This is a genomic window from Mycolicibacter arupensis (assembly GCF_002086515.1).
Classification (GTDB): domain Bacteria; phylum Actinomycetota; class Actinomycetes; order Mycobacteriales; family Mycobacteriaceae; genus Mycobacterium; species Mycobacterium arupense.
On sequence record NZ_MVHH01000038.1, the window covers coordinates 1 to 26,440 of the forward strand.

The following is a 26,440-nucleotide window of genomic DNA, read 5'->3' on the forward strand; positions in this document are numbered from 1 at the left end:
ACCCCCGCCGCCGCCACCGGTCAGCACCTGCGTGGGCTACAACGGCCGTTGGGTGCACGCCAACAACTGCAACTAAGGCCGGCTAGCGCTTGACGGCCTTCGGCGCTTCCCAGCTGCCGTTGAGCGCTTCCCCCTTGGGCCAGTACAGCCGCAGGATCATCTGGAACGGCCCCTCGGGCGCCGGCAGCCAGTTCGCCTCCCGGTCCGCCCCCGGCGACTGGTGCGCGACGTCGATGGTGATTCCCCCGTCGGGGTCGCGGATCAGATCCGGCAGCATCGGCGAGTTGATCAGGTACCGGTCGATCGGGTTGGCCACCAGCAGGCTTTCGGGCATCTTGTACATGGTCAGCGACCAGAACGCGTTGACCGGTGGCAGCGCCCCGGGGGCGAACCGCAGCGTGTAGTGATGCGCGCCGGTCAGTGGATCGCCGGCTGAATCCACGGCCAGCACCGGATAGACGGCCTCATCCCGGGAGTTGCCGTAGATCCCGACCACCGCACCGGCCATCCGGTACAGGTAGTTGCCGTCGAGATATTCCCTGGTGCCGAACAGCTGTCCCGAGGTCACCTGGCCGCTCTCGAGCTTGTCCTTCTTGAACGCGTCGAGTTCGGCCCAGGCATCGGCCATCCCCGCCTGCACGGCATCGCGGGTCTCGGCGCTGAGAGTGTCGGCATCGAAGGAGCCGTCGGGGCTGATCCCGATGGTGGCGAACCGGGCCCGAAGATCCTGCTCCCCCGGCAACACCGGCGCGTACTTGAGCAGGAAGCTCAGGATCTCGAAGAACCGCGGCGAGGTCTTCTGCTCCTCCGGGGTCAGCGGGGCGACGAAGTCCACCGGCGGGGCGCTGGCGGCGGGCTGGCCGAGATAGGCCGACAGTGGCTGCACGGTGTAACCGGCCTGGATCTCCTTGACGTCGCCGATATCAGCCGGGTCGAACAGCTGGGTGCGGTAGATGACCAGCGCGAAGTCGGTGTCGGAGCGGATCACCTGATTCACGCCGTCGGGTTTGTCCCCGTTCCAGCCGGGTCCGGCGAGCAGGTATCTGCCCCCGCCGTTGCCGGTGGTGCGGCTGCCCACGTAGTCGAAGTTGTAGGTGTAGCCGTCGATGAACTGCAACGAGTAATAGCGGCCGGCTTCGATCGGCGGCACCGTCAGCACCAGCGGCTCGGCGCGCAGATCCGCACCGAGCATCGTGTAGGGGGTGTCGGCGTTCGGGGTCTGCACCGTGGTGTCGGCCGGCGTGAAGACCCTCGCGGTGCTCAGCGCGTGGTTCCATGCGCCCTTATCCTGCGGACCCGCCTTGCCGACGAAGAACGCGTGCTGGATGCGGTAGGAGTCGACCATCGGGAAGCCGTAGATGTAGGCCTGCTTGGCGATCTCGCGCACCTGACCGGCACTGGGCTTGGCGTCGGCGGGTTCCTGCTGCCCGGTGCCGCAGCCGCTGACCACGGCCAACATCGCGACGATCACTCCCAAAGCGGTCCAGTGCTTCACGTCGTTCCCCGTCTAATCAGCGTTCCAGCGCGCACCCCGCCGCCTCGTTAGAGTGTCAGCCATGAGCTCGTGGACCGCCAGCGATCTGCCGTCGTTCGCCGGACGGTCGGTGATCGTCACCGGTGCCAACAGCGGTTTGGGGGCTGTCACGGCGCGCGAACTGGCCAGAGTGGGCGCCGCCGTCACCCTGGCGGTCCGCGACACCGCCAAGGGCCAGGCCGCCGCGGCGCAGATGCCCGGCGACGTGACCGTCCGCGCATTGGATCTGGCCGACCTGTCCTCGGTACGGCGGTTCGCCGAGGAGACCACGCGGGCCGACGTGCTGATCAACAACGCCGGGATCATGGCGGTGCCCTATGCCACCACCGTCGACGGTTTCGAGAGTCAGATCGGCACCAACCACCTGGGCCATTTCGCGCTGACGAACCTGCTGCTGCCCACGATCACCGACCGGGTGGTGACGGTGTCGTCGGCCATGCACCGGATCGGCTACATCAGCCTCAAAGACCTGAATTGGCAGTCGCGGCGGTATTCGGCGTGGCTGGCCTACGGCCAGTCCAAGCTGGCCAATCTGCTGTTCACCAGTGAATTGCAGCGCAGGCTCGTCTCGGCGGGCTCGCCGGTGCGCGCGCTGGCCGCTCATCCCGGCTATTCGAGCACCAACCTGCAGGGCCGCACCGGCAATCGGCTCGGTGACCTGGTGATGCGCACGGTGGGCAATGGATTGCTGGCCACCAGCGCCGACTTCGGGGCACGCCAGACCCTCTACGCGGCATCGGCAGACCTGTCCGGCAACACCTTCGTCGGGCCGCGCTTCGGCGTCGTCGGACCGACCGGCTCGGTGGGCCGCAGCCTGCTGGCCAAGCGTGGTTCCACCGCCGCCGGACTGTGGGAGCTGTCCGAGCAGCTCACCGGGGTTCAATTTCCGCTCTGAGCTGCCGATGCGCTAGCCTGACCAGGCGTCACGGCGAGGGCGGCCCCGATTCGGCCGCCGTTATCGACGAGGACCTCCGAAATGGTTGTCGCGATCTGGCCGTGCCTGACACCGCCGCAGCAACCAAGGAGTTTCCCCATGGCTAAGACCCCCGCCACCAACCAGCTCGCCGCTTCGGTGCGGACCGAGACCGGCAAGGGCGCCTCGCGCCGGGCCCGCCGCGCGGGCAAGGTCCCCACCGTCCTCTACGGCCACGGCACCGAGCCGCAGCACCTGGAGCTGTCCGCGCACGACTTCGCCGCCGTGCTGCGCCACTCCGGCACCAACGCCGTGCTCACCCTCGACATCGAGGGCAAGGAGCAGCTGGCACTGACCAAGGCCCTGGACATCCACCCGATCCGTCGCACCATCCAGCACGCCGACCTGCTGGTGGTGCGCCGCGGCGAGAAGGTCACCGTCGAGGTCAACGTCGTCATCGAAGGCGACGCCGTGTCCGGCACCCTGGTCACCCAGGACGCCACCACCGTGGAGATCGAGGCCGAGGCGCTGTCGATTCCGGAGCAGGTGACGGTGTCCATCGAGGGCGCCGAGGCCGGCACCCAGTTCACCGCCGGCGGCCTGGAACTGCCCAAGGGCGTGAGCCTGATCTCGGACCCCGAACTGCTGCTGGTCAACGTGATCGAGGCACCCAGCGCCGAGGAGCCGGCCGAAGACGCCGCTGCCGAAGGCGAGAACGCGGCCTCCGAGTCCGAGTAAGCCGAGCACCGCATGGCCGAGTCACCGCCGGTGCTGGTGGTCGGCCTGGGCAACCCGGGCCCGAATTACGCACGTACCCGGCACAACGTGGGCTTCATGGTGCTCGACCTGCTGGCCGAGCGCATCGGGTCGCCGTTCAAGCTGCATAAGAAGTCGGGAGCCGACGTAGCCACCGGGCGCCTGAAAGGGCGTCCGGTGGTGTTGGCCCGGCCACGCTGCTACATGAACGAGTCGGGCCGCCAAGTGGGGCCACTGGCCAAGTTCTACTCCGTGCCCACCAGTGACGTCGTGGTGATCCACGACGACCTCGACCTGGACTTCGGCCGGATCAGGCTCAAGCAGGGCGGCGGCGAAGGCGGCCACAACGGGCTGCGATCGATCGCCACAGTGTTGGGCAGCAAGGACTTTCAGCGAGTCCGCCTCGGCATCGGCCGCCCCCCGGGACGCCAGGATCCGGCGGCGTTCGTGCTGCAGGCGTTCAACACCGGCGAGCGCGCCGAGCTGCCGACCATCTGCGAGCAGGCCGGCGATGCCACCGAGCTGCTGATCGAGTTGGGTCTGGAGCCCGCGCAGAACCTCGTCCACGCCTGGGGCTGAGCCCCGCCTTCTCCCCCGCCAGCGTGCATGTTTGTACGCAAAGGCACGGCGTGTCGCGTACAACACGCACCCTCGCGGGGAGGGGACCTAGGTGCTGGCCTAGGTGACAGCCCTAGGTGACCAGCGCGACGGAATTGGCCCGGCGCAACTTGCCCGACGGGGTCTTGGGGATGCTGCCCGGTCCGAGCACCACCACGTTGCGGGGGCGCATGTCGACCTCGGTCACCACCTCATGGGCGACCTGGTGCTCGATCCGGCGCACCTCGACCGGGTCCTGCCAGGCGTTGGACTCCACCGCGACCGCGAACGTCTCACGGGAATGGCCGGCGTCCAGGCGTACCGCGACCGCGCACCCGGGGCGCACGCCCTCGACGCGGCCCGCGGCACGCTCGATGTCGGTCGGGTAGATGTTGCGGCCCGCCATGATGATGACGTCCTTGACCCGGCCGCACACCACGACGTGGCCGTCTTCCATCTGGTAGCCCAGGTCGCCGGTGTCATACCAGCCGTGCTCGTCCTGCGCCGGCAGGAAGCCCGCCATCGTGAGGTAGCCCGGGGTCACCGGCTCCCCGCGCAGCTGGATCACTCCGACGCCACGCGGCGGCAACGAGGTGCCGTTCTCATCCACGATCCGGATCTCGATGCCCTCGAGCAGCGGGCCCAGGGAGGCCAGCCGCCGGGTGTTGCCCTTGGTGGCCGGCACCGCCTGGCGCAGCGCCGCCAGCAGGTCGGCGTCCACCTCGTCGACCACCAGCCCGGCGTTGCACTTGGAGAACGACACCGCCAGCACCGTCTCGGCCATGCCGTAGGCGGGCAGAATGGCCGTCGGGTTCAGCCCGAACGGCTTGCCGGCGTCGATCAGGTCCTCGACGTCGGCGGGTTCCACCGGTTCGGCACCCGAGAGCGCGAACCGCAGCGTGGACAGGTCGAACTGGCCCGGTGTGGCCTGCTTACGCAGCCGCTTGGCGAACAGCGCATAGGCGAAGTTCGGGGCCGCGGTCATGGTGCCCTTGTACTTGTCGATCAGCTTGGCCCACAGCAGCGTGTCGCGCAGGAAGTCCATCGGGGTGATCTTGACCAGCTCGGCGCCGAAGTACATCGGCACGGTGAGGAACCCGATCATGCCCATGTCGTGGAAGCACGGCAGCCAGCTGACCATGACGTCCTTCTCGACGTCGTACTCCGCGCTGATGAACATCGCCTCGGCATTGGAGTAGATGTTGCGGTGGGTGATCTGCACTGCCTTCGGAGACCCGGTCGAGCCGGAGGTGAGCTGCATCAGCGCCAGGTCGTCCTCGCCGGCCTCTTCCGGGTCGATCGGCTCGGCGGTCAGCAGGTCGGCGACGGTGACGACTTTGAGGCCCTTGGCGGTCAGCACCGGCTCCGCGGCCATGAACGGGTCGGAGATGATGACGGCCTTGGCGTCGATCATGTCGACGACGGTCATGGTGTCCTCGGCCCAGACAGCCAGGTCGGTGCGCGGGGTGGGCTGGTGCAGCATGGTCAGGCTGGCGGCCCGCATCCACACGCCCTGGGCGGTGGGAGCGATCTCCACCGGGGCACCGGCCAGCACGCCAACGGCGTCGCCGGGACCGACACCGGCCGCCGCCAGTCCGCCGGCGATCCGGCGGGCACGCTCATGGACCTCGCCCCAGGTGTGCCGGACCGGTTCGTGCGGCTCACCGGTGACCATGCCCTTGGTTGATTCCCGGGCACTGCGGAACATGTTGTCGGTAAACCTGCTCACCACGGCCTCCTAGCCGGCACCAGTACTGTCCATACGGGCTCAGATTTCATGTTCCACCTGCTTGGGATCACTTCGCGAGAGGCACACGCACACAAATCGGTGGCGGTTGGATCTCGATACCGTAATGCGCGACCCTCCAGAACTGCGTTGCGTCTGGCTGGCTGGGTTGTCCTGGCCGCAATGAGTCACCGCGGGCCATCTTAAACTCCTCTTAATCCGCGGGCAAATCTATCCGCGGATCGTGGCGCCCATCACGCCCCGGTCACCGACGACGGAACCACCCGGGCGCCGTACACCGGGCCGCTGGCCACCCGCACCGCCCGGCCCGCACCGAGCGCCGACAGTTCGACGGCGACCTCGGCCGCTGACTCTGCAGACAGGCACAAGAAGGCGCACGTCGGGCCGGAGCCAGACACCACACCGGCCAGTGCCCCCGCTTCCACGCCGGCGCGCAGGGTGCGCCGCAGGGCCGGGTTGAGACTCACCGCGGCCGCCTGGAGGTCATTGCCGAGCAATCCGGCCAGCCGTTGCGGGTCTCCGGCAGCCAACGCGGCCAGCACCGGCTCGGGCTCGCCCGACTCCGGAAGGGTGCGGCCGGTGTCACGCAGCCGGTCCAGCTCGGTGAAGACCGCCGGGGTCGACAAGCCCCGGTCGGCGAAGGCCAGCACCCAGTGGAAGGTCTCGCGGGTGAGCACCGTCGCCAGTTCCTCCCCGCGACCGGTGCCCAACGCGGTTCCGCCATGCAGCGCGAACGGCACGTCGCTGCCCAGCCGGGCGGCCAGCGTGTGCAGGTCGCGGCGCGGCACACCCAGCTCCCAGAGCGCATTGATGCCCACCAGCACCGCGGCGGCGTCGGCACTGCCGCCGGCCATGCCGCCGGCCACCGGGATCGACTTATCGATGGAGATGGCCACGTCCGGAGCCCGGCCGACATACTCGGCCATCAGCACGGCGGCCTGCCACGCGAGGTTGCGCTCATCGGTGGGCAGCACGTCGGCACCCTCGCCGCTGCACCGCAGCGACAGCACGTCGGCGTCCCGGACGGTCACCTCGTCGACCAACGACACCGCATGAAAGACGGTGGTCAGCTCGTGATAGCCGTCCTCGCGGCGGTCGCCCACGGCCAGGTAGAGGTTGAGCTTGCCCGGTACCCGCACGGTGACCGAACCGGTCGGGGACCACTCGGTCGCGGTATTGCCGTCGGATGCGGTCACGCCGATGAGACTAACGGTCCGTGGCGCGGCGCAGGCGCCGCGCGATCAGGAGAACAGGTCAGCGAAGTCCTGCGAGACCGAGTTGAATGCGTTGAGCAGGACCTCCAGCTCAAACCCGCCCGCCATGGTGACCAGCCCGGTGGTGGCCGCCAGCGGCATCCCGAGCGCGCCCACCAGATCGCCGTCCATGAGCTCGTTGAAGAACAGGCTCGCGTTGTAGGCGGGCAGCGAGGTGAGCAGCGCGTTGATGATGTCGGCGGTGGGCAGCAGGGTCGAGTACAACGTCGACGCGGCACCGCTGAAGGTGTTGACGACGTCCATCAGGCTGGGCAGGCTGAAGTCCGCGGCGCCGCCGCCCAGTCCGAACATGTCGGCCGCGATCTCGGCCGGGCTGCCGGAGAAGATGTTCTGCAGGGCGGCGACGAAGTCGTTCCACCCCTCCTCGGCGCCGTTCACCAGCGCGGTCAGCACATCCATCGGATTGACGTCGGGGAACAGCCCGAACGGGGTGGAGATATCGGCAGGACCCTGGTCCCAGCCGTTCTCGATGCTTCCATATCCGAGGTTGATCAGCACCCGCAGCGCCGGCTGCAGCAGGTCGGCGAAGGCGTCACCGAATGCGTTGCCGCGCAACAGCTCCAGGATCGGCAGATTCTCGGTGGGAATCATGAAGTACTGGTTGTTGCCGGTGTACCCCTCGGAGACACTCAGCTCGATCGCCGACGCCAGCTGCTCATCGGTCAACCGCGGGTAGGTGCCGTGAATGAACATGATGCCCAGGAAGGCGTTGATGTCGGCGAGCAGGTTCAGCGGATACTTCGGGAAGTCGGCGAAACCGTCGTACTCCTGGATGTAGTTGGCCGTCTCCCAGGGCGTCTCGGACGGAGCCCCGCCGCTGAACGTCACGCCGAGGCTGGCCAGGCTCAGCGGGGAGCCGGGAACGTCGAAACGGGCCAGCAGGCCGCCGTTGGGGTTGGCGGGGCTGCCCAGCGTCACGAACGACAGCTCGTCCGAGGTCGGACGGTCCTCCTCGGGCAGGGCCATCAGCTGGTCCATCACCAAACCGTTGATGACGCCACTCTGGGAATATCCCAGCACGACGAGGTCATTGCCCTTGTCGATCTCGCTCATGATGGTCTGAAAGAGGATCGTGGAGCCCTGGGCCAGCGAGGTGTCCAGCGGAAGCGTCTTGACGCCGGTCAGCGGGTAGAGGCCCTCCGGGGTGAACAGCGGATTGGTGGCGTCCACCTGGAAGGTGGGCTGGCCCTCGAACTTGGGTGTCGTGGGAGAGATGAACCGATCCGTGAGGGCGGCCAGGTATTGCGGCGAAGGGATCGGCAGGCCACTGCCGCCCATGATCCACGACTCGGTGTCGAGCAGGGTGGTCTGGGCGATCAGGGTCTTGGCGGAGGAGGCCACCTGGGGCGCGACCACCGGCGCCACACCGAGCGCGGTGATGGCGGCCATGGTCAACGGGACTGCACCGACCGAACGCAGGTTGCGGTGGGACTGAGTTGTCATGGCGGCCTCCTGGATGGTGATGCGATCGCGTTGATTATTTACCGCACGCCAGCCAAATGTCATGTTTTCCTAGTTATTCGATCATGTTTCTCTCAGTTTTCTGCGAGGTAGCTGTACGCGCCCTAACCTGAGTTCATGAACGCGGCCGGGGTCCACTACGGCGGCTACCTGATCGAGTCCGAGGTCGGCCACGGCGGGCACGCCCGCGTGTACCGGGCTCACCACCGCAGTTCGCCCGGCACTCCGGTGGCACTGAAGGTGCTCGATGAGGCACACCGCTCGGCCGCTGAGCAGGCTCGGCTGGACCGCGAGTTCGCGTTCGCGAGCGCCCTGGCGCACCCCAACATCGTCACGGTGTACCGGCACGGACCGTTCTGGCTGGCCATGCAGTACGTCGACGGTGGCAAGGTGACCGGTTTGCGCACGGCGCCAGACCGATTGGCCGCACTGGCTCAGGTGGCCGCAGCGCTGGACTACGCACACCGCGCCGGCGTGGTGCACAGCGACGTCAAACCCGCCAACATCCTGATCCACGCGGACTTCGGCCGATCCGGCGCGGTACTGACCGACTTCGGCGTGGCGCACGCTGTCGTCGAAGACGTAGGCCACCGGCCACGGCAGCCCGGCAACCCGGAAGTGTCACTGCCCTACACCGCGCCAGAGATCCTGCAGGGAAAGGCGCCCACCGCCGCCACCGACGAGTACGCCCTGGCCTGCACGGCCGTGGAACTGCTGACCGGTGCGTCGCCGTTTCCCGCCGACAGCGCCGCCGACCTGGCCGAGGCGCACCTACGACTGCTGCCCCCGCCCCTGTCGGACACCCTCGGACCGACAGCCCGGGCAGCCGACGTGGTGGTGCAACGGGCCCTGGCGAAGTACCCGGCGCGTCGCTACGAGTCCTGCACCGACTTCGTCGCGGAGCTGGCCCGGGCGCTGCTGTCAGATGCCGGTCCCGTCACGCCCCCCGAAGTCTGAAGCAGCCGCACGAAGTCCGCGATCCCCAGCGTCTCTCCGCGGCGCATCGGATCGATACCCGCCGCCTCCAGCAGTTCCGCGGACTGCGGACCCGATCCCGCCCAATCCGCGAACGCGTTACGTGAGGTCTTACGACGCTGCGCGAAAGCGATGTCGATCAGCGCGAAGACATCGCGGCGGAACTCGTCGTGCACCGGCCACGGCGGCACGTCGTAGCGGTCGATGCGCACCAGCCCGGAATTCACCCGCGGCACCGGCCAGAAGACACTCGGTGGCACGGTGCCGCAGCGGCGCACCGTGCCGAAGAACCGCGCCTTGGCGCTGGGCACGCCGTAGTCCTTGCCGCCGGGCTCAGCGGCCAGCCGCTCCGCCACCTCCAGCTGCACCATGACGGTGACGGTGCGGATGGAGTCGAACTCGCAGAGCAGGTGCAGCAGGGCCGGCACCGCCACGTTGTAGGGCAGATTGGCCACCACCGCCGTAGGCGCGACGTCCAGCTCGTCGCGGCGCAGGGTCAAGACGTCGCGGCCAAGCACCGCCAGGCGTTCGGCGTGCGCGGGCGCGTGTTCGGCGATGGTCTGCGGCAACCGTGCGGCCAAGACCGGATCCTTCTCGACGGCGATCACCGTGGGACCGTGCTCGAGCAGCGCCAGAGTCAGCGAACCGAGTCCGGGACCGACTTCAAGGACATGGTCCTGCGCGGTGATGCCGGCGCCATCGACGATCCGGCGAACAGTGTTGGCGTCGTGAACGAAGTTCTGCCCCAGTGATTTGCGGGGCCGCAAGTCCAGTTCGCTCGCCAGGGCCCTGATGTCACCGGCCCCGAGTAGCCCGATGGTCAGCGCCTCCCGCTGCACACCGGCCAGGCACCCCAGCCCTGCCTGGCCTGGGTCACCTCGGCGATCGCGATCTGCTCTTCGCGGGTGGCCATGTCCGCCCGCGGCGCGTATTTCAGTCCGCCGTTGGCAACCCAGGTGCCGTAGTCGAACTGCACGCCGCCGTAAAAACCGTTACCGGTGTTGATCGCCCAGTTGCCGTGCGACTCACAATTAGCGATGCGGTCCCAGGCCGCGCCGTACACGGACGGAGGCACCTCGGTGCCCGGTTTGGCGCCCACCCGCAGCACGGAGTCGCGGGCCGGGGCCACCACCGCATTGGCCACCGGGAGGCGGCCGGTCTCGGCGCCGTTGATAGTGGCCACCGAATAGGTCACGTCCTGGGTACCCGGCGTGCCCGGGTCCTCGACCACCTGGCGGCTGATGTTCATGGTGGGGTCTTCGATCCGGCGGGCGGGCGGGGGAAGCGGCACCCGTTCGGTGACCTGCTTGAGCCGGATCCGCGTCACCTGAATCTGCATGCCCTCGGTGATCGGGGTGGACGCCGCGGGCGTCACCTTGTCGGCCTGCTCCAGCGGCGCGCCGTCGGCGGCCAGCAGTTCGGCGACATTGGGGGCGGCCAGGTGCACGGTGCGCACCACACCACCGTCGTCGATCGTGACGGTCTTGGCGCTCACCACCGGCAGGGCCATCCCGGCCAGCGGGACTCGGCTGCCGCGCGACGCCGCTGCGGGAGCGGTGTCGGTCATCGACAGCTGGGCCAGCGCCTCATCCACCGAGAGCGCCGTCGTCCATAGCTGCTGCGGTTCACGGCCGTCCAGGGACACCTGCAGCGGCCGGCCGCGCCGGACTTCGATGGTGTCCGCGTCGTGCACCCGCGCATTGCGGGCAGGGCTCACCTCGTCGCGCTCACCCAGTCCGAAACCGTTCTCGGCGACGACGTCAATGACCCGCGAGCGCATGGTGGTGACGGTGAACGCAGTGCCGTCCACGTCCAGAGTCACCGTCTTGACGCTGGCGACCGCATAGCCGCCCGCGCCGGCGAGCACCAGCAGCAGTGCTGCCACCAGAAGCCGCAGCATCGGCGAAGGCGCCTGGTGCAGCTTGGTCACAGCGTTCACGACACAACCTCACGACAACGGTAATGGGGCCCTCACGGCGCCCCAGTTCATAACGGAACGGTAACGACTCCGCCGGCGGTCGGCAACCGGGTGTGACCGGCTCGACCCTCAGCCCAGCCCGTACACGCGGCGGGCGTTGCGGTTCGTCACCTGCGCCAGGTCAGCCGCTGGAGTTCGCAGCAGCTCAGCCAGCGCTCTGACAGTGTATGGCAGACAGTAGGGCTCATTCGGTGAACCGCGGTACGGATGCGGAGTCAGAAAGGGCGCGTCGGTCTCCACCAGCAGCTGCTCCTGCGGGATCACCGCCACAGCTTCGCGCAGGTCACGAGCATTTTTGAAGCTGACCGTGCCGGACAGGCTCAGGATCCAGCCGGCGTCGACGCAGGTGTGAGCCATCTCCGGGCCCGAGGAGAAGCAGTGGAAGATCACCGTCTCGGGGGCTCCCTCCGCGCGCAGCACGTCCAGGACGGCGGCGTCGGCGTCGCGATTGTGGATCATCAGGGGCTTGCCGGTGCGTTTGGCCAGGTCGATATGCCAGGCGAACGCCTCGCGCTGGGTCTGCGGATCGGCACAGCCCTCCAGGCGCCCGGGCCAGTACAGATCCAGGCCGGTCTCCCCGATCGCCACCACCCTCGGGTGGGCGGCCAATGACTCGACCTCGGAGCGGGCCGCGTCGGTGAGCGTGCCCGCCCGGGTGGGATGCAGCGCCACCGCGGCATATACCCGCTCATCGGCGTCGGCGGCCTCCGTGACCCAGCGCGCCGAGGCCAGGTCGTCGGCGACGGTCACCGCCGCCTGCACCCCGACCGCGGCGGCCCGATCCATGATCGCGTGCACCGACGCCGCATCGGTGCCGCCACAGGCGTCGAGGTGGGTATGGGCGTCGACCAGCGGACCGAGCTCCGGCGGCGCGGGCGGCGGAGTTTTGGCTGAACGTTTGGAGCTCACCCGCACACAATAAGGTGGCGAGTGATGAGAAAAACGCAGCCTTTCTACGTCACCACCGCGATCACCTATCCCAACGGTGACCCGCACATCGGGCACGCCTACGAGTACATCGCCACCGACGCGATCGCCCGGTTCCACCGCCTCGACGGCTTCGACGTGCGGTACCTGACCGGCACCGACGAGCACGGACTCAAGATGGCCGAGACCGCCGCCGCCGAAGGCATCCCGACCGCCGATCTGGCGCGACGCAACTCCGATGTCTTCGAGGCGCTGCAGCGCAAGCTCAACATCTCCTTCGACCGGTTCATCCGCACCACCGACGCCGATCACATCGAGGCGTCCAAGGCGATCTGGCAGCGCATGGTCGACGCCGGCGACATCTATCTGGACGCCTACTCCGGCTGGTATTCGGTGCGCGACGAGCGATTCTTCACCGAGGGCGAGACCCACCTGACGCCGGACGGTTCGCGGGTGGCCAGCGAGACCGGGACGCCGGTCACCTGGACCGAGGAGCAGACCTACTTCTTCCGGCTGTCGGCCTATGCCGAGCGGCTGCTGGCGCATTACGAGGCCAATCCGGAGTTCATCGCCCCCGACGTGCGGCGCAATGAGGTGGTCAGCTTTGTCTCCGGCGGGCTGCGGGATCTGTCGATCTCGCGCACGTCCTTCGACTGGGGCGTACCGGTGCCCGGGCACCCCGACCACGTCATGTACGTCTGGGTGGACGCGCTGACCAACTACCTGACCGGGGTCGGCTATCCCGACACCGACTCCGAGACCTTCCGCAGGTACTGGCCGGCCGATCTGCACATGATCGGCAAGGACATCATCCGGTTCCACACCGTGTACTGGCCCGCGTTTCTGATGTCCGCCGGTATCGAACTGCCGCGGCGGGTGTTCGCGCACGGGTTTCTGCTCAACAGCGGCGAGAAGATGAGCAAGTCGGTGGGCAACGTGATCGATCCCGTCGAGTTCGTCGACAAATACGGTGTCGACCAAGTCCGCTACTTCCTGCTGCGCGAGATCCCCTTCGGCCAGGACGGCAGCATCTCGGATGAGGCGATGATCGGTCGCGTGAACGCCGATCTGGCCAACGAGCTGGGCAACCTGGCACAGCGCTCGCTGTCGATGGTGGCCAAGAACCTGGGCGGGGTGGTGCCCGAGCCGACGGCACAGGCCGAAGACGGCGAGCAGATGCTGGCACTGGCCGACGCCCTGTTGGAGAAGATGCGGGCCGCGTTCGGCACACAGTCCATGCACCTGGGGCTGGAGGCGATCTGGCAGATGCTGGGTGCGGCCAACCGGTACTTCTCGGCCAACGAGCCGTGGAAGCTGGCCAAGAGCGAATCTGCCGCCGACCAGGCCCGCTTCGGCACGATCCTCTACACCACCCTGGAGGTGGTGCGGATCGCGGCGCTGCTGCTGCAACCGGTGATGCCCGAGTCTGCGGGCAAGCTGTTGGACCTGCTGGGCCAGTCCCCCGAACAACGTATGTTCAGCGCCGTACCGGAGCGGCTGACGCCGGGGCTGACCCTGCCGGCGCCCTCGGGAGTCTTCCCGCGCTACCAGCCCTGATCCGGGGCAGATCTGGGCGCTGCGACGCTCAGCGCGCGTCCAGTTGCACGGCGACCGTCACCCGGCCCTGCTCATCGCGCCGCGCGACGGCCTGACCGGTGCGGCTGGCACCGTCGAGCAGGATGGTCAGCGGATGGCCCTCGCCCAGAAAATTGCGCCACCAGGCCTTGGCCTCGGGCATGGCGACACCGATCCTGACCTGGTCGCCCTCGCGCCAGTAGGCCACCGGCAGGCTGAACGTCTGCCCGGATCGCCGGCCCACGTAACTGATCGTGGTCAGGCGCCGGCCGAACATCTGACCGAGCATGGGCGCGGCGATCAGCTCGGTGGTGACCCTATTGAACGCGTGAACCAGTGCCCGCCCCGCTCCTCCGAACCCCATGCGGCCAGCGTAGCGCTCAGTGAAACAGATCACAGCCCGTCACAGGCGGCCCACGTGCGGTGTCTTGAGGGCATCACCACCTCATCAAGACAGGAGCACGCCATGAAACGCATCCAGGTCGTCATCCTCGGCGGCGGCTACGCCGGCACCTTGGCCGCCAATCGACTGCGCCAGAACCCGGCCGTCGACATCACCCTGGTCAACCCGCGACCGGCCTTCGTCGAACGGATCCGGCTGCACCAGTACGTCGCGGGCACCGGGTCGGCCACCGTCGACTACGCCGAACTGCTCGGCGACGGGATCCGGCTGCTGGTGGACTCGGCCGCGGGCATCGATGCCGCTGACCGCCGCATCCGGTTGGCGTCGGGCACGGTGCTGCGCTACGACTACCTCATCTATGCGGTGGGCAGTACCGGCGCGATCACCCCGGCCGTTCCCGGTGCCGCCGAGTTCGCTTACTCCCTGGCCGAATTCGAGTCCGCGGCGCAGCTGCTGGCCCGGCTCGGCGAGGTGGCGCACGACGCCCCGGTGACGGTGGTCGGCGGCGGGCTGACCGGCATCGAGGCGGCGTCCGAGCTGGCGGTGCGGGGCCGCACGGTGACCCTGGTCTGCGGCGAAAGCCTGGGCCCGTCACTGCATGCGGCGGGCCGCCGCTCGGTGGCCAAGGCCCTTCGGAAGCTGGGTGTTGCGGTGCGCGAGGACGCGATGGTGGCGCAGGTGCGCGCCGATGCCGTGGTGCTGCACGACGGCACGGTACTGCCCAGCGCGGTGACGGTCTGGACCGCGGGATTCGGGGTGCCGGAGCTGGCCGCCGCCAGCGGGCTGGCCACCGACGCGCTCGGCCGACTGCTCACCGACGAGACCCTGACCAGTGTCGACAACCCGTGGATCGTCGCGGCCGGGGACGCCGTCGCGCCCTCGGGCAGGCCGCTGCGGATGAGCTGCCAGGCCGCGCTGCCCCTGGGCGCCCAGGCCGCCAACACCGTGTTGGCCCGGATCGCCGGCCACTCGCCGGCGGCCCTGGACCAGGCGTTCGCCGCGCAGTGCATCAGCGTGGGCCGCGACGCGGCGACGGTGCAGGTGTCGCGCCGCGACGACACCCCGATCAAGGCGTTCGTGGGAGGCCGGCTGGGCGCCGTGGTCAAGGAGACGGTGTGCCGCTACACGCTCAAGTGGATGCGGGGCGAGGCGGCCAAGCCGGGCTCGTACCGTTGGATGAAGGGCGGTGCCCGGGCCGCCCAATTGGCGCAGGGGCAGGGTGAGCGGGAGGCGGCGGTGTGAGAGACGAGCACGCCCAGCGGTTCAGCGAGCCTCGACGAAGGAGAGGCGAAACTGGGACCGCTGAACAAGCCCAGCGGTTCAGCGAGCCTCGACGAAGGAGAGACGAAACTGGGACCGCTGAACAAGCCGAACGGTTCACCGAGCTGCGCCCCCTGCTGTTCACCATCGCCTACGAGATCCTGGGCTCGGCTACCGAAGCCGACGACGTGCTGCAGGACAGCTATCTGCGCTGGGCGCAGGTCGACTTGGCGCAGGTACGCGACGTCAAGAGCTACCTGGCCAGCGTGGTCACCCGTCAGGCGCTCAATGCGCTGCGGGCCGGGGCGCGGCGCCGCGAGGAATACATCGGTCCGTGGCTGCCCGAGCCGCTGCTGCTCACCGAGGATGACGCCTCGTCGGATGTCGTGCTGGCCGAGTCGGTGTCGATGGCCATGCTGGTGGTCTTGGAGACGCTGGGCCCCGACGAGCGGGCGGTGTTCGTGCTGCGTGAGGTGTTCGGGTTCGACTACGACGACATCGCGGCCGCGATCGGCAAGACCGAGGCCGCGGCCCGCCAGGTCGCGCACCGTGCCCGCGGCCATGTCCAGGCCCGTCGCCCGCGCTACACCCCGGTGGCCCCGGAGGAGAGTGCACGGATCACCGCGGAGTTCATGGCCGCGGCGGCCGGCGGCGATCTGACGACGGTGCTGTCGATGTTGGCGCCCGACGTGGTGTGGACCGCCGACAGCGGCGGCAAGGCCAGCGCCGCACGACGGCCCGTCATCGGTGCCGACAAGGTGGCCCGGACGGTGATCGGGCTGCTGCGGCAGGGGGCGCGGCTGCCCGACATCCGGGTGGAGTTGGGCGTGTGCAATTCCGCACCCGCGGTGCTGCTCTACAGCGCCGACCATCTGGAGGGCGTGTTCACCTTCGAGATCGTCGACGGCCTGATCACCAATTTCTATGCGATGCGCAACCCGGACAAGCTGGCGGCGGTGGCGGCCGCCCGCGAGATCACTCGCGGCGCGAACGTCTGACAAGCTAGTGCCGTGCGGATCGAGCGGCTCGGCGACCTGGGGGCGGCACCGGAGGTGCTGCGGGCCGTCGGCGACGCCACCGACCGGTGCGGGCTGCCGCCACCGGCCGCGCTGACCGGTGAGTGGTTCGGCGCCACGGCGGTGATCGCGCCCAGCGTGGCCGCCGAGCCGGTCCGCCCCGACTCGGTGTTCGCGCCGCATGAATCCGTCTCCGGCGCCCCCTCCGGGACAGTGGGGGGCGGCTGGATCGGCTATCTGTCGTATCCCGACGCCGGTGCAGACGGCCTGGGGCCCCGCATTCCCGACGCCGCCGGCGGCTGGACCGACTGTGTGCTGCGCCGCGACGCCGACGGGCAGTGGTGGTTCGAGAGCCTGTCGGGCGCGCCGATGCCGAGCTGGCTTGCCCAGGCGCTGAGCACTCCCGCGCCGGACCGGGCATGCCGCATCTACTGGGAGACCCCGGACCGGCAGGCGCACCGCGCCGGGGTCTTGGCCTGCCTGGAGGCCATCCGTTCCGGTGAGGTCTATCAGGCCTGCGTGTGCACGCGCTTCACTGGAACGGTCACGGGCGCCCCGCTGGACTTCTTCGCTGACGCGGTGACGCGCACCGCGCCCGCACGCGCCGCCTACCTCGCGGGCTCCTGGGGCGCGGTGGCGTCACTGTCACCGGAGCTGTTCCTGCGCCGGCGCGGACAGGTGGTGGCCTCCAGCCCCATCAAGGGCACCCTGCCGCTGCATGCCCGCCCCTCGGCGCTGCGCGCCTCGGTCAAAGACGTTGCCGAGAACATCATGATCGTGGACCTGGTCCGCAACGACCTGGGCCGCGTGGCGATCACCGGAACCGTCACCGTGCCCGAGCTGTTGGCGGTGCGGCCCGCGCCGGGCGTGTGGCATCTGGTGTCGACGGTCTGCGCCGAGGTCCCGGAGCATCTGGCGATGGCGGACCTGCTGGAGGCCACCTTCCCGCCCGCTTCGGTGACGGGAACACCCAAACACCGGGCCCGCCAGCTGCTCTCGGAGTGGGAGCCGTCGCGCCGTGGCATCTACTGCGGCACCGTCGGTTTGGCTTCCCCGGTGGCCGGCGTCGAACTGAACGTCGCGATCCGCACCGTGGAGTTCGATGCCGCCGGTGGCGCGGTGCTCGGTGTCGGCGGCGGGATCACCGCGGATTCCGACGTCGACGCCGAATGGCAGGAGTGCTTGCACAAGGCGGCGCCGATCGTCGCCGCGCATCAGTCCCGCGAACGCAGCACCGCGTCGTAGAGTTCGCGCCGCGACACCGCTGCGGGCGCGGCCGCGATCACCTGCGCACACGCGTCCTTGACCCGCATCCCCTGCTCGGTGCGCCGGTTGACCTCCTCGACCAATGCCGGCAGATCGGCGCGCGGACTGGCCCCGGCGAGCACCACGGTGATCTCCCCCAGCACGCCGCCGGTCGCCCACTCGGCCAGCTCGGCCAGCGTCGCGCGCAGCACCTCTTCGTGGGTCTTGGTCAGCTCCCGGCACACCACCGCGCGCCGCTGGCCGCCGAGCTCGTCGACCGCGTCGCTCAGGCACTCGGCCAGCCGCCGCGGCGACTCGAAGAACACACATGTGCGCCGCTCGTCGGCCAGCGACGCCAACCACGCCCGTCGCGCCGCCTGCTTACGTGGCGCGAAGCCCTCGAAGCAGAACCGCTCCGAGGCCAGTCCCGACACCGCCAGCGCCGTGGTGACCGCCGACGGGCCGGGCAGGCAGGTGACCGGCAGTCCGGCCTCCGCGCACGCCGACACCAGGCGATAGCCCGGGTCGCTGATCAGCGGCATCCCGGCGTCACTGACCACCAGAACCGTGGCCCCGGCCTCGAGATCGGCCAGCAGCGCCGGCACCCGCGTCGCCTCGTTGGCGTCGAAAAGGCTGACCACCCGCCCGGAGATCTGGACGTCCAGCGCCTTGGCCAGCGTCCGCACCCGGCGGGTGTCTTCGGCGGCCACCACCTCGGCGGTGCGCAGCGCCTCGACCAGCCGCGGCGAGGCATCGGCGGGCTGACCCAGCGGGGTGGCACCCAGCAGCAATCGACCATCGGGCATGGCGCACAGCCTACGATCGTGGGAATGAGCGCTCCGACCGCCACCAGGCCCGCGGCCGGGCTTGAGCGCACCGCTCCGATGATCAGCCCGGGACTGTTGGTGCCGGTGGCCGATTTCGGGCCTACCGACCGGGCCCGGGGCTGGGCCGTGACCGCCGCGGTGACACTGCTGGCCGCGGTGACCCGGTTCGCCAACCTCTACTCGCCGACCGACGCGGGCACCCCGATCTTCGACGAGAAGCACTACGCCCCGCAGGCCTGGCAGATGCTGCACAACCACGGCGTCGAGGACAACCCCGGCTACGGCCTGGTGGTGCACCCACCGGTGGGCAAGCAGTTGATCGCGATCGGCGAGGCCCTGTTCGGTTACAACGGGCTGGGCTGGCGGTTCAGCAGTGCCCTGCTCGGCGTGCTCGCGATCGCCCTGCTGGTGCGGATCGTGCGGCGCATGACGCGCTCGACGCTGGCCGGGGGTATCGCCGGGCTGCTGCTGGTGGCCGACGGGGTCAGCTTCGTCGCGGCGCGCACGGCGTTGTTGGACGGCTTCCTGACGTTCTTCGTGGTGGCCGCGTTCGGCGCGTTGATCGTCGACCGCGATCAGGTGCGGATGCGTATGCACACGGTGTTGACCGAGGGCCGCGCCGGTGCGACGCCGTGGGGTCCGCGGCTGGGGGTGCGCTGGTGGCGCTTCGGCGCGGGGGTGCTGCTGGGGCTGGCCTGTGCCACCAAATGGTCCGGGCTGTACTTCGTGGTGTTCTTCGGCGCGATGTCGCTGGCCTTCGACGTGGCGGCCCGACGGCAGTACCGGGTGCGGCGGCCGTGGCTGGGAACCCTGCGCCGGGACGTGGGGCCCACCGCCTACGCGCTGGCACTCATCCCGTTCGGGGTGTATCTGGCGTCGTATGCGCCGTGGTTCGCCTCCGAGACCGGAGTGGATCGGCACGAGGCCGGCCAGTCGATCGGTCTGGAGAGCCGATTCCCGATACCGGATGCGCTGCGCTCGCTGTGGCACTACACCTACCAGGCCTATCACTTCCATGCCGGGCTGACGAACGCCGCGGGCAATCACCACCCGTGGGAGTCCAAGCCGTGGGCGTGGCCGATGTCGCTGCGACCGGTGCTCTACGCGATGGATCAGCACGACGTTCCCGGCTGCGGCGCCCAGTCCTGCGTGAAGGCGGTGATGCTGGTGGGCACCCCGGCCCTGTGGTGGGTGTCGGTGCCGGTGCTGGGCTATGCGTTGTGGCGTTCGGTGGTGCGCCACGACTGGCGCTACGCCGCGGCGCTGGTCGGCTACTGCGCCGGCTGGCTGCCCTGGTTCGCCGACATCGGGCGGCAGATGTACTTCTTCTACGCGGTGCCCATGGCGCCGTTCCTGGCGATGCTGCTGGCGCTGATCTGCGTCGACATCGTGAACGCCGGACGCACCGGCACCTTAGAGCGCTGGTCGCTGGGGCTGCTGGCGGTGTCGTGTTACGTGGCACTGGCGCTGACCAACTTCGCCTGGCTGTATCCGATCTTGACGGGAGTGCCGATCTCACCGGCCACCTGGAACATGGAGATCTGGCTGCCCAGCTGGGCCTGAGGCCACACGCCTTGCCGTTCTCTCCCGCGAGATTGCGCCCACGGTTGTTGATTGGACTTATCCACAGCCCTAGACGCAGTGGCACGCACCGGGCCGTCTCGCTGGCCACCATCGAGTCATGTCCGAGCCGTTCACCGGGAGCGAGGCGATTCGCCACGGCATGAGCCGCGGCACGCTGCGATGGAACTACACGGCGATCTTTCCCGACGTCTATGCCAGCAGGGACGCACTCCCGACCGCGCGGCTGCACACCGTCGCCGCGTGGCTGTGGTCGAGGCGCAACGCCGTGATCGCCGGACGCGCAGCGGCCGCGCTCCACGGTGCGCGCTGGGTCGACGCGGCCACGCCGATCGAGCTGATCTGGCGTAACGGGCGACCACCCCGGGGCATCATCGCGCGCAACGAACGCGTCGACGCCGATGAACTGGTCGAGATCGCCGGGATGCCGGTGACCAATCCTGCCCGGACCGCGGTGGACCTGGGCCGCCACCTGCCCCGCGACCTGGCCGTGGCGCACCTGGACGACTTGAGCCGAGCGACCGGTGTCACCGCCGGCGAAGCCCTCCAGCTGGCGGGGCGTCACCCCAAGGCGCGTGGGCTGCGCCGGTCGAGGGTCGCACTGCAGCTGATGGACGCGGGCGCCCAGTCACCGAAGGAGAGCTGGTTGCGGCTGGTGTTGATCGACGGCGGACTCCCGCCACCGGCGACACAGATCCGCGTCGGCGGGGCCAGCTCGGTGGCATTCCTGGACATGGGGTGGGAGGCGGCGATGGTGGCGATCGAGTACGACGGCGAGCACCACCGGACCGATCGCCGGCAATACGCGCGGGATGTGCGCCGCAGCGAGATGCTCCGGGACCTGGGCTGGTGGGTCATCAGGGTGATCAAAGAGGACCACCCGGCAGTCATCGTCGCCCGAGCGCGCGAGGCGCTCACCCGGCGCCTTGCCCCGAAACTGCCGCCAGGGTTGTGATCGGCGGGCCGCGGCAGCCATCACCGCAATCTCGACGAATCGAACGGGTGTGCGATAGGCTGCATGGTGTGGCGATACCGGTACAGGAGTCGCTGTTCGACCTCAGCGAACGCCGACAGCTCGACGACGGAGCCTGGCTCGACGTTCGTCCGGGCTGGCTCTGCGACGAAGGCACCGATCTGCTCGGCGAGCTGCAGGCGGCCATTCCGTGGCGGGCAGAGCGCCGCCGGATGTATGACCGAATGCTCGATGTGCCCCGGCTGGTCAGCTTTCACGACCTCACCTCCGGGGACGCCCCGCACCCGGTGATCGGCAAGCTGCGCCGCAGGCTGAACGACATCTACGCCGGGGAACTGGGTGAGCCGTTCACCACCGCGGGCCTGTGCCTGTACCGCCACGGCGGCGACAGCGTGGCCTGGCATGGCGACACCCTCGGCCGCGGCGCCACCGACGACACCATGGTCGCGATCGTCAGCGTCGGCGCCACCCGCACCCTGGCGCTACGCCCCCGCGGGGGCGGTGCCGCCCTGCGGTTGGCGCAACACCACGGCGACCTGGTGGTGATGGGCGGCTCGTGTCAGCGCACGTGGGAGCACGCCATTCCCAAGACGGCCACACCCACCGGCCCGCGGATCAGCATCCAGTTCCGGCCTCGGGGTGTGCGCTAACCGAACCCGTCAGTTCCGGATGGCCGCCACGGCCGCCACCAGCAACTCGCGCGCTCGCGCGGTATCGACCGGGACCACCGACTTGGACGGCGCCACCAGCGGGTTGGCGGTGACAAGTACCTGGTACGGGCCGAAGTAGGCCGAATAGTTGTAGAGCTCACCCACCCGGGCCTTGCCCCCGGTGACGGCCTCGATCACCCGGTGCACACCCAGGGTCGTGACGCCGTCGATATGCGGGGCGTCGACCGTTTCGATCAGCCCGCGCATCTGCGCACCGGAGAAGCCGATCCGCCGGCAGGTGCGGCCGGGCTCGGTGACCGCAACAGGCTGTGAGGTCTCCAAGGCGATGGTGATGTACCGGCCCCCGTTGCCTTCGGCGGCGACGGCGGCCATGTTGCCCTGCACGCCCTGCGGCAGTTGCTGTCCGACGGCGAACTTCGAGCAGTCGGCCGGATCAAAGTTCAGGCCCGGGGGCAGTGCGGTGCCGGCCAACAGCTTCGGGTCGATCCCGGTTCGCGGGACGACTTTGACCTGAAATTCCGGCCCGAAGGACGACTTGAGCTCGCCCACCTTGGCGATGTCGGCGGAGACCTCCGCCGGCCCGGAGCTGCAGGCGGCGAGCAAGCCGACACAGCCGATGGTCAGCACCGTGCGAAGGGTCAACATCGGAGTCAATTTACCCAACGCGACCTGCACCGTGGGCGGCGGTCACCCCACCGCCTGGATCGCTTGGCGGCCAACTTCTTTGATCTGCTCAGCGGTCGCGCGGTCGAACGACAGCTGGTCTTGCGCGGGGACATCGAGGACGGTGGTGACCACGCCCGGATCGTCGCGCTCCCAGTAGGCGCCCAGCCGATCGAGGATGGCGCGCATCGGTGCGTTCTCCGAGAGCACTCGCGCGGTGAACTTCTCGATCCCCTCAAGTCGGGCGATCACCGACACCGCCCCCACCAGGTACGTGCCGATACCGCGGCCCTGATAGCTGTCGCCGACGATGAACGCGATCTCGGCGTACGTGGGGTTCTCCGGATCGCGGACGAATCGGCCGTCGGCGACGAACGACCCGTCAAGCTCGGTGACCACCCACACGAAGTGGTCGACGTAGTCGACTTCGAAGAGATAGTGCATCAACGCGGGACTGGGGGTCCGGGTGGTCTGGAATCGCCGGTACAGCGTCTCCCCGGAGAATTCGACGTGCCCCTGCACGGTGCGGGCGCTGTCACCGGGCAGCACCGGCCGCAACAACAACGGAGTGCCGTCGCGGGCCCGGATCGGTACGGCGGAGATATAGGCGGCCAGCCGCTGACGTGCGATCCGCACCAGCCGCCCCATGACCTCGGGGATCTGCACCATGTCATGGAAGGTGTGCTCGTCGCCGATCCAGCCGGTCAACGCCGTCACGGTGGTGACGGTGGCCGTCCGCAGACCCTGGCGCAGCAGTGCGATCTCGCCCACCACCATGCCCGCGGTCACCTCGTTGACCACCACGGCGCCGTCGTCGCCGACATGTTTCACCACCGCTGATCCCGACGAGATGAGCAGGAAGGTGAGCGCCTGTTCGCCCTGGTGCATCAGCTCGGCGCCGGCGGCAGCCTGCAGCGGCCGCAATCCGGCGGCCAGCGGCGCCAGGTCCTCGGCCGAGCATCCGGCGAAGATCGCCATCTCCCCCAGGTCGGCCGCCGGCCGCGCGGCGTTGAGCCCTGTGGAATCGGGGTCCCGCCGCGACTTCACCATGGAGTGCTCCGCCCTTGAGTGCCCTAACAAGGGTAGCTGGCGGAGTGCGCCGCCCCAGGTTAACTGGAGGCCCGCTAATGTTAATGATTTAACACGTCTGTAACAGCCAGGATTCGGTAGGGACGATCTGGGCCGCTAGCCTGTGCCCGCGAACAGCGACATGCGAGGAAGAGATCACCGAATATGACCCAACTGAACCCGAAGCTGCAGGACATCTACGACGAGGTGCTGCGGCGCAACCCCGGTGAGGCCGAGTTCCACCAGGCCGTTTTCGAGGTGCTCAGCAGCCTTGGCCCGGTGGTGGTCAAGCACCCGGAGTATGTGGACCGCGCCGTCATCCGGCGGATGTGTGAGCCCGAGCGCCAGATCATCTTCCGCGTTCCGTGGCTCGACGACAACGGCGACGTGCAGCTCAACCGGGGTTTCCGAGTCGAATTCAACTCGGCCCTGGGCCCCTACAAGGGCGGCCTGCGCTTCCACCCCTCGGTGTACCTGGGGATCATCAAGTTCCTGGGCTTCGAGCAGATCTTCAAGAACTCCCTGACCGGCCTGCCCATCGGCGGCGGCAAGGGCGGGTCGGACTTCGACCCCAAGGGCCGCTCCGACAACGAGATCATGCGGTTCTGCCAGTCCTTCATGACCGAGCTCTACCGCCACCTGGGTGAGCACACCGACGTCCCGGCCGGTGACATCGGTGTGGGCGGCCGTGAGATCGGCTACCTGTTCGGCCAGTACAAGCGCATCACCAACCGCTACGAGTCGGGCGTACTGACCGGCAAAGGGCTGAGCTGGGGTGGGTCGCAGGTGCGCACCGAGGCCACCGGCTACGGCGCGGTGTTCTTCGCCGACGAGATCCTCAAGACCTCCAAGGACTCCTTCGAGGGCAAGCGCGCGGTGGTCTCCGGCTCGGGCAACGTGGCCATCTACGCGATCGAGAAGATCCACCAGCTCGGCGGCACCGTGATCGCCGCCTCGGACTCCAGCGGCTACATCGTCGATGAGAAGGGCATCGACCTGGAGCTGCTCAAGGAGATCAAAGAGGTCAAGCGCGAGCGGATCGAGGCCTACGCCACGGCCCGCGGCGGGGCGACGCAGTTCGTCAGCGGCGGTTCCATCTGGGACGTGCCCTGCCAGATCGCCATCCCGTCTGCCACCCAGAACGAGCTCGACGGCACCCACGCCGCCACGCTGGCCAAAAACGGCTGCAAGATCGTTGCCGAAGGCGCCAACATGCCGTGCACCCCGGAGGCCGTGAAGCTGTTCAGTGAGGCCGGCGTGACGCTGGCTCCGGGTAAGGCGGCCAACGCCGGCGGTGTGGCCACCAGTGCGCTGGAGATGCAGCAGAACGCCTCGCGGGACTCGTGGAGCTTCGAGTACACCGAGCAGCGGCTGGCCGCGATCATGCAGAGCATTCACCACCGCTGCCTGGTGACCGCCGACGAGTACGGCGACCCCGGCAACTACGTGCTGGGCGCCAACATCGCCGGCTTCATCCAGGTGGCCGACGCGATGACCGCGATGGGCCTTATTTAGTCGCTTATTGACTCTGCGCCCATGGCGGGGTGCACTCGCACTTTTCCGCCATGGGCGCAGAGTCAACGTGCTGCGGACCCCCTATCGCCTAGCATCGCCGGTATGAATCGGATTCTGGGAGCGGCCGCATCGATCGGGACTGTCGCCATCGCGCTGCTCGCCAGCGCGCCGGCACACGCCGACGACGCCAGCTACCTTGCCGCCCTGGATGCCGCCGGCGTCTTCAAGTCCGGTCCACCCAATGCCCGCCTGTCGGCCGGCCACCGTTTCTGCAACCAGTTGCGCGCCGGCTCCACCCCAGACCAGGTGGTCAACGATTACGTGCGTCGCCCCTCGTTCGGCGGACCGTCCATGGTCGATGATCTGACCGTCAACCTGCGACCGGTGATCGACATCGCCCAGCACGAACTGTGCCCGGACACCTTGCACTGATTCGGGTCAGTCCGTCGCGCCGCCGTCGCCGGAACGGGCAAGGATCTCATCGACCAGGGGGATCTCAACGGCCTCGCCGGATTCCACCGCCGGCGCCCATAGGCCGGCATCCAGGTCATGTTTCTCGGTGAGAAACCGCAGCCGATAGGCCCGCTGGGCGCGTTCGAAGGTGCGCTGCGCGATGCGGGCGTTGAGTCCGCCGTTGACCACCGCCCCCAGCACCGGAACGGCCTGCGCCAGCTTGTTTTTCGCCATCCGAAATCCCAGGGCCATGGAGACCTGCTGGATCACGTTGTCCGCCTGCTGCGGCTGGAGCTCATGCCACGACTCCTGGCGCATCATGAGCTGGGTCAATCGCGACAGCGAACCCAGGGCCGCCGCCTTCTCCGCGGCGTTACCGGCGGCGGAATAGGCGATCACGCCCGAGGCGAACGCCTGCTCGTCGGGCTCGCGGACGTCGTAACCGTAATGCGCCGCAACCAGAGCCACGATCCGGCCCATGCCCACCAGCACTGCGGTAACGTCGGCGACCACCGCCGAGGCGGCCACCGTCATGCTGGTTCCGCCGGTGACCGCGCTCGACACCGCCGAGCCCGTGACCGCCAGCGACGACGCCGCACCCTCGGCGGCGGCCAACGCGATGTAGCGCTCCTTGCGGCGCGGCATCGAGCGGTCGCAGTACGACAGGTCGAGGACTTTGACCTGCTCATAGGAGTGCACCGTGAGGCCGATGTCGGCGAACGTGGCAAAGACGGTGCCTGGTTTGACCGATTTGAGCCCCCGCTCGACGAGCAGGACGTGCAGGGTTTCCAGGGCCTTGGTGGTGAGCTGGTCGGCCTTGCCGATGGCCGCCGTGGCGCCCGGGACCTGTTCGACTCCCGAGCGAACCTGGGTCGCTACCTGCTTGGCGCGATCCGTGATGCCCTGACTGAAGCCCTCAAACCACCCGGGCGTCTCGGGGGCGGTGGCCGCATCCAGTAGCGCGTCCCATTCCCTGCGCTCGTAACGGGACATGTCCGACCGGCCAGACGACGCCACGGGCAAATCCT

25 protein-coding genes are annotated in these 26,440 nt (G+C 68.9%); 13 read left to right on the forward strand and 12 right to left on the reverse strand.

Annotation, left to right across the window (positions count from 1 at the left end; genetic code table 11):
• Positions 1 to 82: 82 nt before the first annotated feature.
• Entirely contained in the window at positions 83 to 1,459 is a 1,377-nt protein-coding gene (locus BST15_RS15635; protein WP_046190078.1) for a DUF1254 domain-containing protein, read from the reverse strand.
• A gap of 97 nt (positions 1,460 to 1,556) precedes the next feature.
• Here BST15_RS15635 and BST15_RS15640 point away from each other — a divergent pair, with 97 nt between their 5' ends.
• The 3 genes from BST15_RS15640 (at position 1,557) to pth (ending at position 3,782) form a co-directional block, all read left to right on the forward strand.
• A complete protein-coding gene (locus BST15_RS15640) occupies positions 1,557 to 2,429 on the forward strand; it encodes an oxidoreductase (RefSeq protein ID WP_046190067.1) in 873 nt (290 codons plus the stop codon).
• Positions 2,430 to 2,567: 138 nt separating this feature from the next.
• Entirely contained in the window at positions 2,568 to 3,185 is a 618-nt protein-coding gene (locus BST15_RS15645) for a 50S ribosomal protein L25/general stress protein Ctc (protein ID WP_046190066.1), read from the forward strand.
• Positions 3,186 to 3,197: 12 nt separating this feature from the next.
• Positions 3,198 to 3,782: an aminoacyl-tRNA hydrolase gene (gene pth, locus BST15_RS15650; RefSeq protein WP_046190065.1), complete on the forward strand. Its 585-nt coding sequence runs from the start codon at positions 3,198 to 3,200 to the stop codon at positions 3,780 to 3,782.
• Positions 3,783 to 3,894: 112 nt separating this feature from the next.
• On the opposite strand, the gene BST15_RS15655 is transcribed toward pth, so the two are convergent.
• The 3 genes from BST15_RS15655 to BST15_RS15665 all read right to left on the reverse strand — a co-directional run bounded on the left by BST15_RS15655 (position 3,895) and on the right by BST15_RS15665 (position 8,264).
• Positions 3,895 to 5,529: a fatty acyl-AMP ligase gene (locus BST15_RS15655; RefSeq protein ID WP_046190077.1), complete on the reverse strand. Its 1,635-nt coding sequence runs from the start codon at positions 5,527 to 5,529 to the stop codon at positions 3,895 to 3,897.
• A 251-nt stretch (positions 5,530 to 5,780) separates the two neighbouring features.
• Positions 5,781 to 6,743, reverse strand: a complete 963-nt coding sequence (locus BST15_RS15660; protein ID WP_046190064.1) for a 4-(cytidine 5'-diphospho)-2-C-methyl-D-erythritol kinase — start codon at positions 6,741 to 6,743, stop codon at positions 5,781 to 5,783.
• Between the two features lie 45 nt (positions 6,744 to 6,788).
• Positions 6,789 to 8,264 (reverse strand): PE-PPE domain-containing protein, encoded by a 1,476-nt coding sequence (locus BST15_RS15665; protein ID WP_046190076.1) that lies wholly within the window; start codon positions 8,262 to 8,264, stop codon positions 6,789 to 6,791.
• A 135-nt stretch (positions 8,265 to 8,399) separates the two neighbouring features.
• Between BST15_RS15665 and BST15_RS15670 the strand changes: the two genes are divergently transcribed.
• The gene (locus BST15_RS15670; protein ID WP_046190063.1) at positions 8,400 to 9,239 is read left to right on the forward strand and encodes a serine/threonine-protein kinase; all 840 of its coding nucleotides are present in this window, start codon (positions 8,400 to 8,402) and stop codon (positions 9,237 to 9,239) included.
• On the opposite strand, the gene rsmA is transcribed toward BST15_RS15670, so the two are convergent.
• The 3 genes from rsmA to BST15_RS15685 form a co-directional block, all read right to left on the reverse strand.
• A complete protein-coding gene (gene rsmA, locus BST15_RS15675) occupies positions 9,155 to 10,105 on the reverse strand; it encodes a 16S rRNA (adenine(1518)-N(6)/adenine(1519)-N(6))-dimethyltransferase RsmA (RefSeq protein WP_046190062.1) in 951 nt (316 codons plus the stop codon). The genes BST15_RS15670 and rsmA overlap by 85 nt on opposite strands.
• Positions 10,078 to 11,196, reverse strand: coding sequence for a resuscitation-promoting factor (locus BST15_RS15680; protein WP_046190061.1), 1,119 nt, complete (start codon positions 11,194 to 11,196; stop codon positions 10,078 to 10,080). The genes rsmA and BST15_RS15680 overlap by 28 nt, the downstream gene beginning before the upstream one ends.
• 108 nt (positions 11,197 to 11,304) lie before the next feature.
• On the reverse strand, positions 11,305 to 12,150 hold the full coding sequence (locus tag BST15_RS15685; protein ID WP_198528268.1) for a TatD family hydrolase: 846 nt from the start codon (positions 12,148 to 12,150) through the stop codon (positions 11,305 to 11,307).
• Between the two features lie 18 nt (positions 12,151 to 12,168).
• Here BST15_RS15685 and metG point away from each other — a divergent pair, with 18 nt between their 5' ends.
• Positions 12,169 to 13,719: a methionine--tRNA ligase gene (gene metG, locus BST15_RS15690; protein WP_046190059.1), complete on the forward strand. Its 1,551-nt coding sequence runs from the start codon at positions 12,169 to 12,171 to the stop codon at positions 13,717 to 13,719.
• A gap of 28 nt (positions 13,720 to 13,747) precedes the next feature.
• On the opposite strand, the gene BST15_RS15695 is transcribed toward metG, so the two are convergent.
• Positions 13,748 to 14,101 carry a hypothetical protein gene (locus BST15_RS15695; RefSeq protein WP_046190058.1) on the reverse strand — a complete coding sequence of 118 codons (354 nt, stop codon included), beginning with the start codon at positions 14,099 to 14,101 and terminating at the stop codon, positions 13,748 to 13,750.
• Between the two features lie 102 nt (positions 14,102 to 14,203).
• On the opposite strand from BST15_RS15695, the gene BST15_RS15700 reads away from it, so the two are divergent.
• From BST15_RS15700 to BST15_RS15710, 3 genes are all read left to right on the forward strand, one after another.
• Positions 14,204 to 15,382, forward strand: coding sequence for an NAD(P)/FAD-dependent oxidoreductase (locus BST15_RS15700; protein ID WP_046190057.1), 1,179 nt, complete (start codon positions 14,204 to 14,206; stop codon positions 15,380 to 15,382).
• A gap of 143 nt (positions 15,383 to 15,525) precedes the next feature.
• On the forward strand, positions 15,526 to 16,398 hold the full coding sequence (gene sigJ / locus BST15_RS15705; protein ID WP_046190075.1) for an RNA polymerase sigma factor SigJ: 873 nt from the start codon (positions 15,526 to 15,528) through the stop codon (positions 16,396 to 16,398).
• Positions 16,399 to 16,410: 12 nt separating this feature from the next.
• Positions 16,411 to 17,661, forward strand: a complete 1,251-nt coding sequence (locus BST15_RS15710) for an aminodeoxychorismate synthase component I (protein WP_046294746.1) — start codon at positions 16,411 to 16,413, stop codon at positions 17,659 to 17,661.
• Here the strand turns inward: BST15_RS15710 and rsmI are convergent.
• A complete protein-coding gene (gene rsmI, locus BST15_RS15715; protein ID WP_046191218.1) occupies positions 17,631 to 18,467 on the reverse strand; it encodes a 16S rRNA (cytidine(1402)-2'-O)-methyltransferase in 837 nt (278 codons plus the stop codon). The two genes, BST15_RS15710 and rsmI, sit on opposite strands and share 31 nt — an antisense overlap.
• A 24-nt stretch (positions 18,468 to 18,491) precedes the next feature.
• Here rsmI and BST15_RS15720 point away from each other — a divergent pair, with 24 nt between their 5' ends.
• The 3 genes from BST15_RS15720 (at position 18,492) to BST15_RS15730 (ending at position 21,692) form a co-directional block, all read left to right on the forward strand.
• Positions 18,492 to 20,051: a dolichyl-phosphate-mannose--protein mannosyltransferase gene (locus BST15_RS15720; RefSeq protein ID WP_046191219.1), complete on the forward strand. Its 1,560-nt coding sequence runs from the start codon at positions 18,492 to 18,494 to the stop codon at positions 20,049 to 20,051.
• Positions 20,052 to 20,169: 118 nt separating this feature from the next.
• Positions 20,170 to 21,024 carry an endonuclease domain-containing protein gene (locus BST15_RS15725; protein WP_046191220.1) on the forward strand — a complete coding sequence of 285 codons (855 nt, stop codon included), beginning with the start codon at positions 20,170 to 20,172 and terminating at the stop codon, positions 21,022 to 21,024.
• A gap of 68 nt (positions 21,025 to 21,092) precedes the next feature.
• Positions 21,093 to 21,692, forward strand: coding sequence for an alpha-ketoglutarate-dependent dioxygenase AlkB (locus tag BST15_RS15730; RefSeq protein ID WP_046191221.1), 600 nt, complete (start codon positions 21,093 to 21,095; stop codon positions 21,690 to 21,692).
• A gap of 9 nt (positions 21,693 to 21,701) precedes the next feature.
• On the opposite strand, the gene BST15_RS15735 is transcribed toward BST15_RS15730, so the two are convergent.
• Together BST15_RS15735 and BST15_RS15740 are read right to left on the reverse strand one after the other, a co-directional pair.
• On the reverse strand, positions 21,702 to 22,358 hold the full coding sequence (locus tag BST15_RS15735; protein ID WP_046191222.1) for a DUF5642 family protein: 657 nt from the start codon (positions 22,356 to 22,358) through the stop codon (positions 21,702 to 21,704).
• Positions 22,359 to 22,400: 42 nt separating this feature from the next.
• Positions 22,401 to 23,426, reverse strand: coding sequence for a GNAT family N-acetyltransferase (locus BST15_RS15740; RefSeq protein ID WP_046191223.1), 1,026 nt, complete (start codon positions 23,424 to 23,426; stop codon positions 22,401 to 22,403).
• Between the two features lie 183 nt (positions 23,427 to 23,609).
• Here BST15_RS15740 and gdhA point away from each other — a divergent pair, with 183 nt between their 5' ends.
• Together gdhA and BST15_RS15750 are read left to right on the forward strand one after the other, a co-directional pair.
• A complete protein-coding gene (gdhA, locus tag BST15_RS15745; protein ID WP_046191224.1) occupies positions 23,610 to 24,959 on the forward strand; it encodes an NADP-specific glutamate dehydrogenase in 1,350 nt (449 codons plus the stop codon).
• A 102-nt stretch (positions 24,960 to 25,061) separates the two neighbouring features.
• The gene (locus BST15_RS15750) at positions 25,062 to 25,391 is read left to right on the forward strand and encodes a DUF732 domain-containing protein (RefSeq protein ID WP_046189941.1); all 330 of its coding nucleotides are present in this window, start codon (positions 25,062 to 25,064) and stop codon (positions 25,389 to 25,391) included.
• A gap of 6 nt (positions 25,392 to 25,397) precedes the next feature.
• Here BST15_RS15750 and BST15_RS15755 read toward each other — a convergent pair whose 3' ends face one another.
• Positions 25,398 to 26,429 (reverse strand): EcsC family protein, encoded by a 1,032-nt coding sequence (locus BST15_RS15755; protein WP_131701161.1) that lies wholly within the window; start codon positions 26,427 to 26,429, stop codon positions 25,398 to 25,400.
• Positions 26,430 to 26,440: the final 11 nt, after the last annotated feature.

Excerpts from the sequence above, each read along its gene's own strand:
- BST15_RS15635 (WP_046190078.1), bottom strand. The coding sequence starts at position 1,459 with ATGTTGGCCGTGGTCAGCGGCTGCGGCACCGGGCAGCAGGAACCCGCC.
- BST15_RS15640 (WP_046190067.1), top strand. The coding sequence starts at position 1,557 with ATGAGCTCGTGGACCGCCAGCGATCTGCCGTCGTTCGCCGGACGGTCG.
- BST15_RS15645 (WP_046190066.1), top strand. The coding sequence starts at position 2,568 with ATGGCTAAGACCCCCGCCACCAACCAGCTCGCCGCTTCGGTGCGGACC.
- pth (WP_046190065.1), top strand. The coding sequence starts at position 3,198 with ATGGCCGAGTCACCGCCGGTGCTGGTGGTCGGCCTGGGCAACCCGGGC.
- BST15_RS15665 (WP_046190076.1), bottom strand. The coding sequence starts at position 8,264 with ATGACAACTCAGTCCCACCGCAACCTGCGTTCGGTCGGTGCAGTCCCG.
- BST15_RS15670 (WP_046190063.1), top strand. The coding sequence starts at position 8,400 with ATGAACGCGGCCGGGGTCCACTACGGCGGCTACCTGATCGAGTCCGAG.
- metG (WP_046190059.1), top strand. The coding sequence starts at position 12,169 with ATGAGAAAAACGCAGCCTTTCTACGTCACCACCGCGATCACCTATCCC.
- BST15_RS15695 (WP_046190058.1), bottom strand. The coding sequence starts at position 14,101 with ATGGGGTTCGGAGGAGCGGGGCGGGCACTGGTTCACGCGTTCAATAGG.
- BST15_RS15700 (WP_046190057.1), top strand. The coding sequence starts at position 14,204 with ATGAAACGCATCCAGGTCGTCATCCTCGGCGGCGGCTACGCCGGCACC.
- rsmI (WP_046191218.1), bottom strand. The coding sequence starts at position 18,467 with ATGCCCGATGGTCGATTGCTGCTGGGTGCCACCCCGCTGGGTCAGCCC.
- BST15_RS15720 (WP_046191219.1), top strand. The coding sequence starts at position 18,492 with ATGAGCGCTCCGACCGCCACCAGGCCCGCGGCCGGGCTTGAGCGCACC.
- BST15_RS15725 (WP_046191220.1), top strand. The coding sequence starts at position 20,170 with ATGTCCGAGCCGTTCACCGGGAGCGAGGCGATTCGCCACGGCATGAGC.
- BST15_RS15735 (WP_046191222.1), bottom strand. The coding sequence starts at position 22,358 with ATGTTGACCCTTCGCACGGTGCTGACCATCGGCTGTGTCGGCTTGCTC.
- BST15_RS15740 (WP_046191223.1), bottom strand. The coding sequence starts at position 23,426 with ATGGTGAAGTCGCGGCGGGACCCCGATTCCACAGGGCTCAACGCCGCG.
- gdhA (WP_046191224.1), top strand. The coding sequence starts at position 23,610 with ATGACCCAACTGAACCCGAAGCTGCAGGACATCTACGACGAGGTGCTG.
- BST15_RS15750 (WP_046189941.1), top strand. The coding sequence starts at position 25,062 with ATGAATCGGATTCTGGGAGCGGCCGCATCGATCGGGACTGTCGCCATC.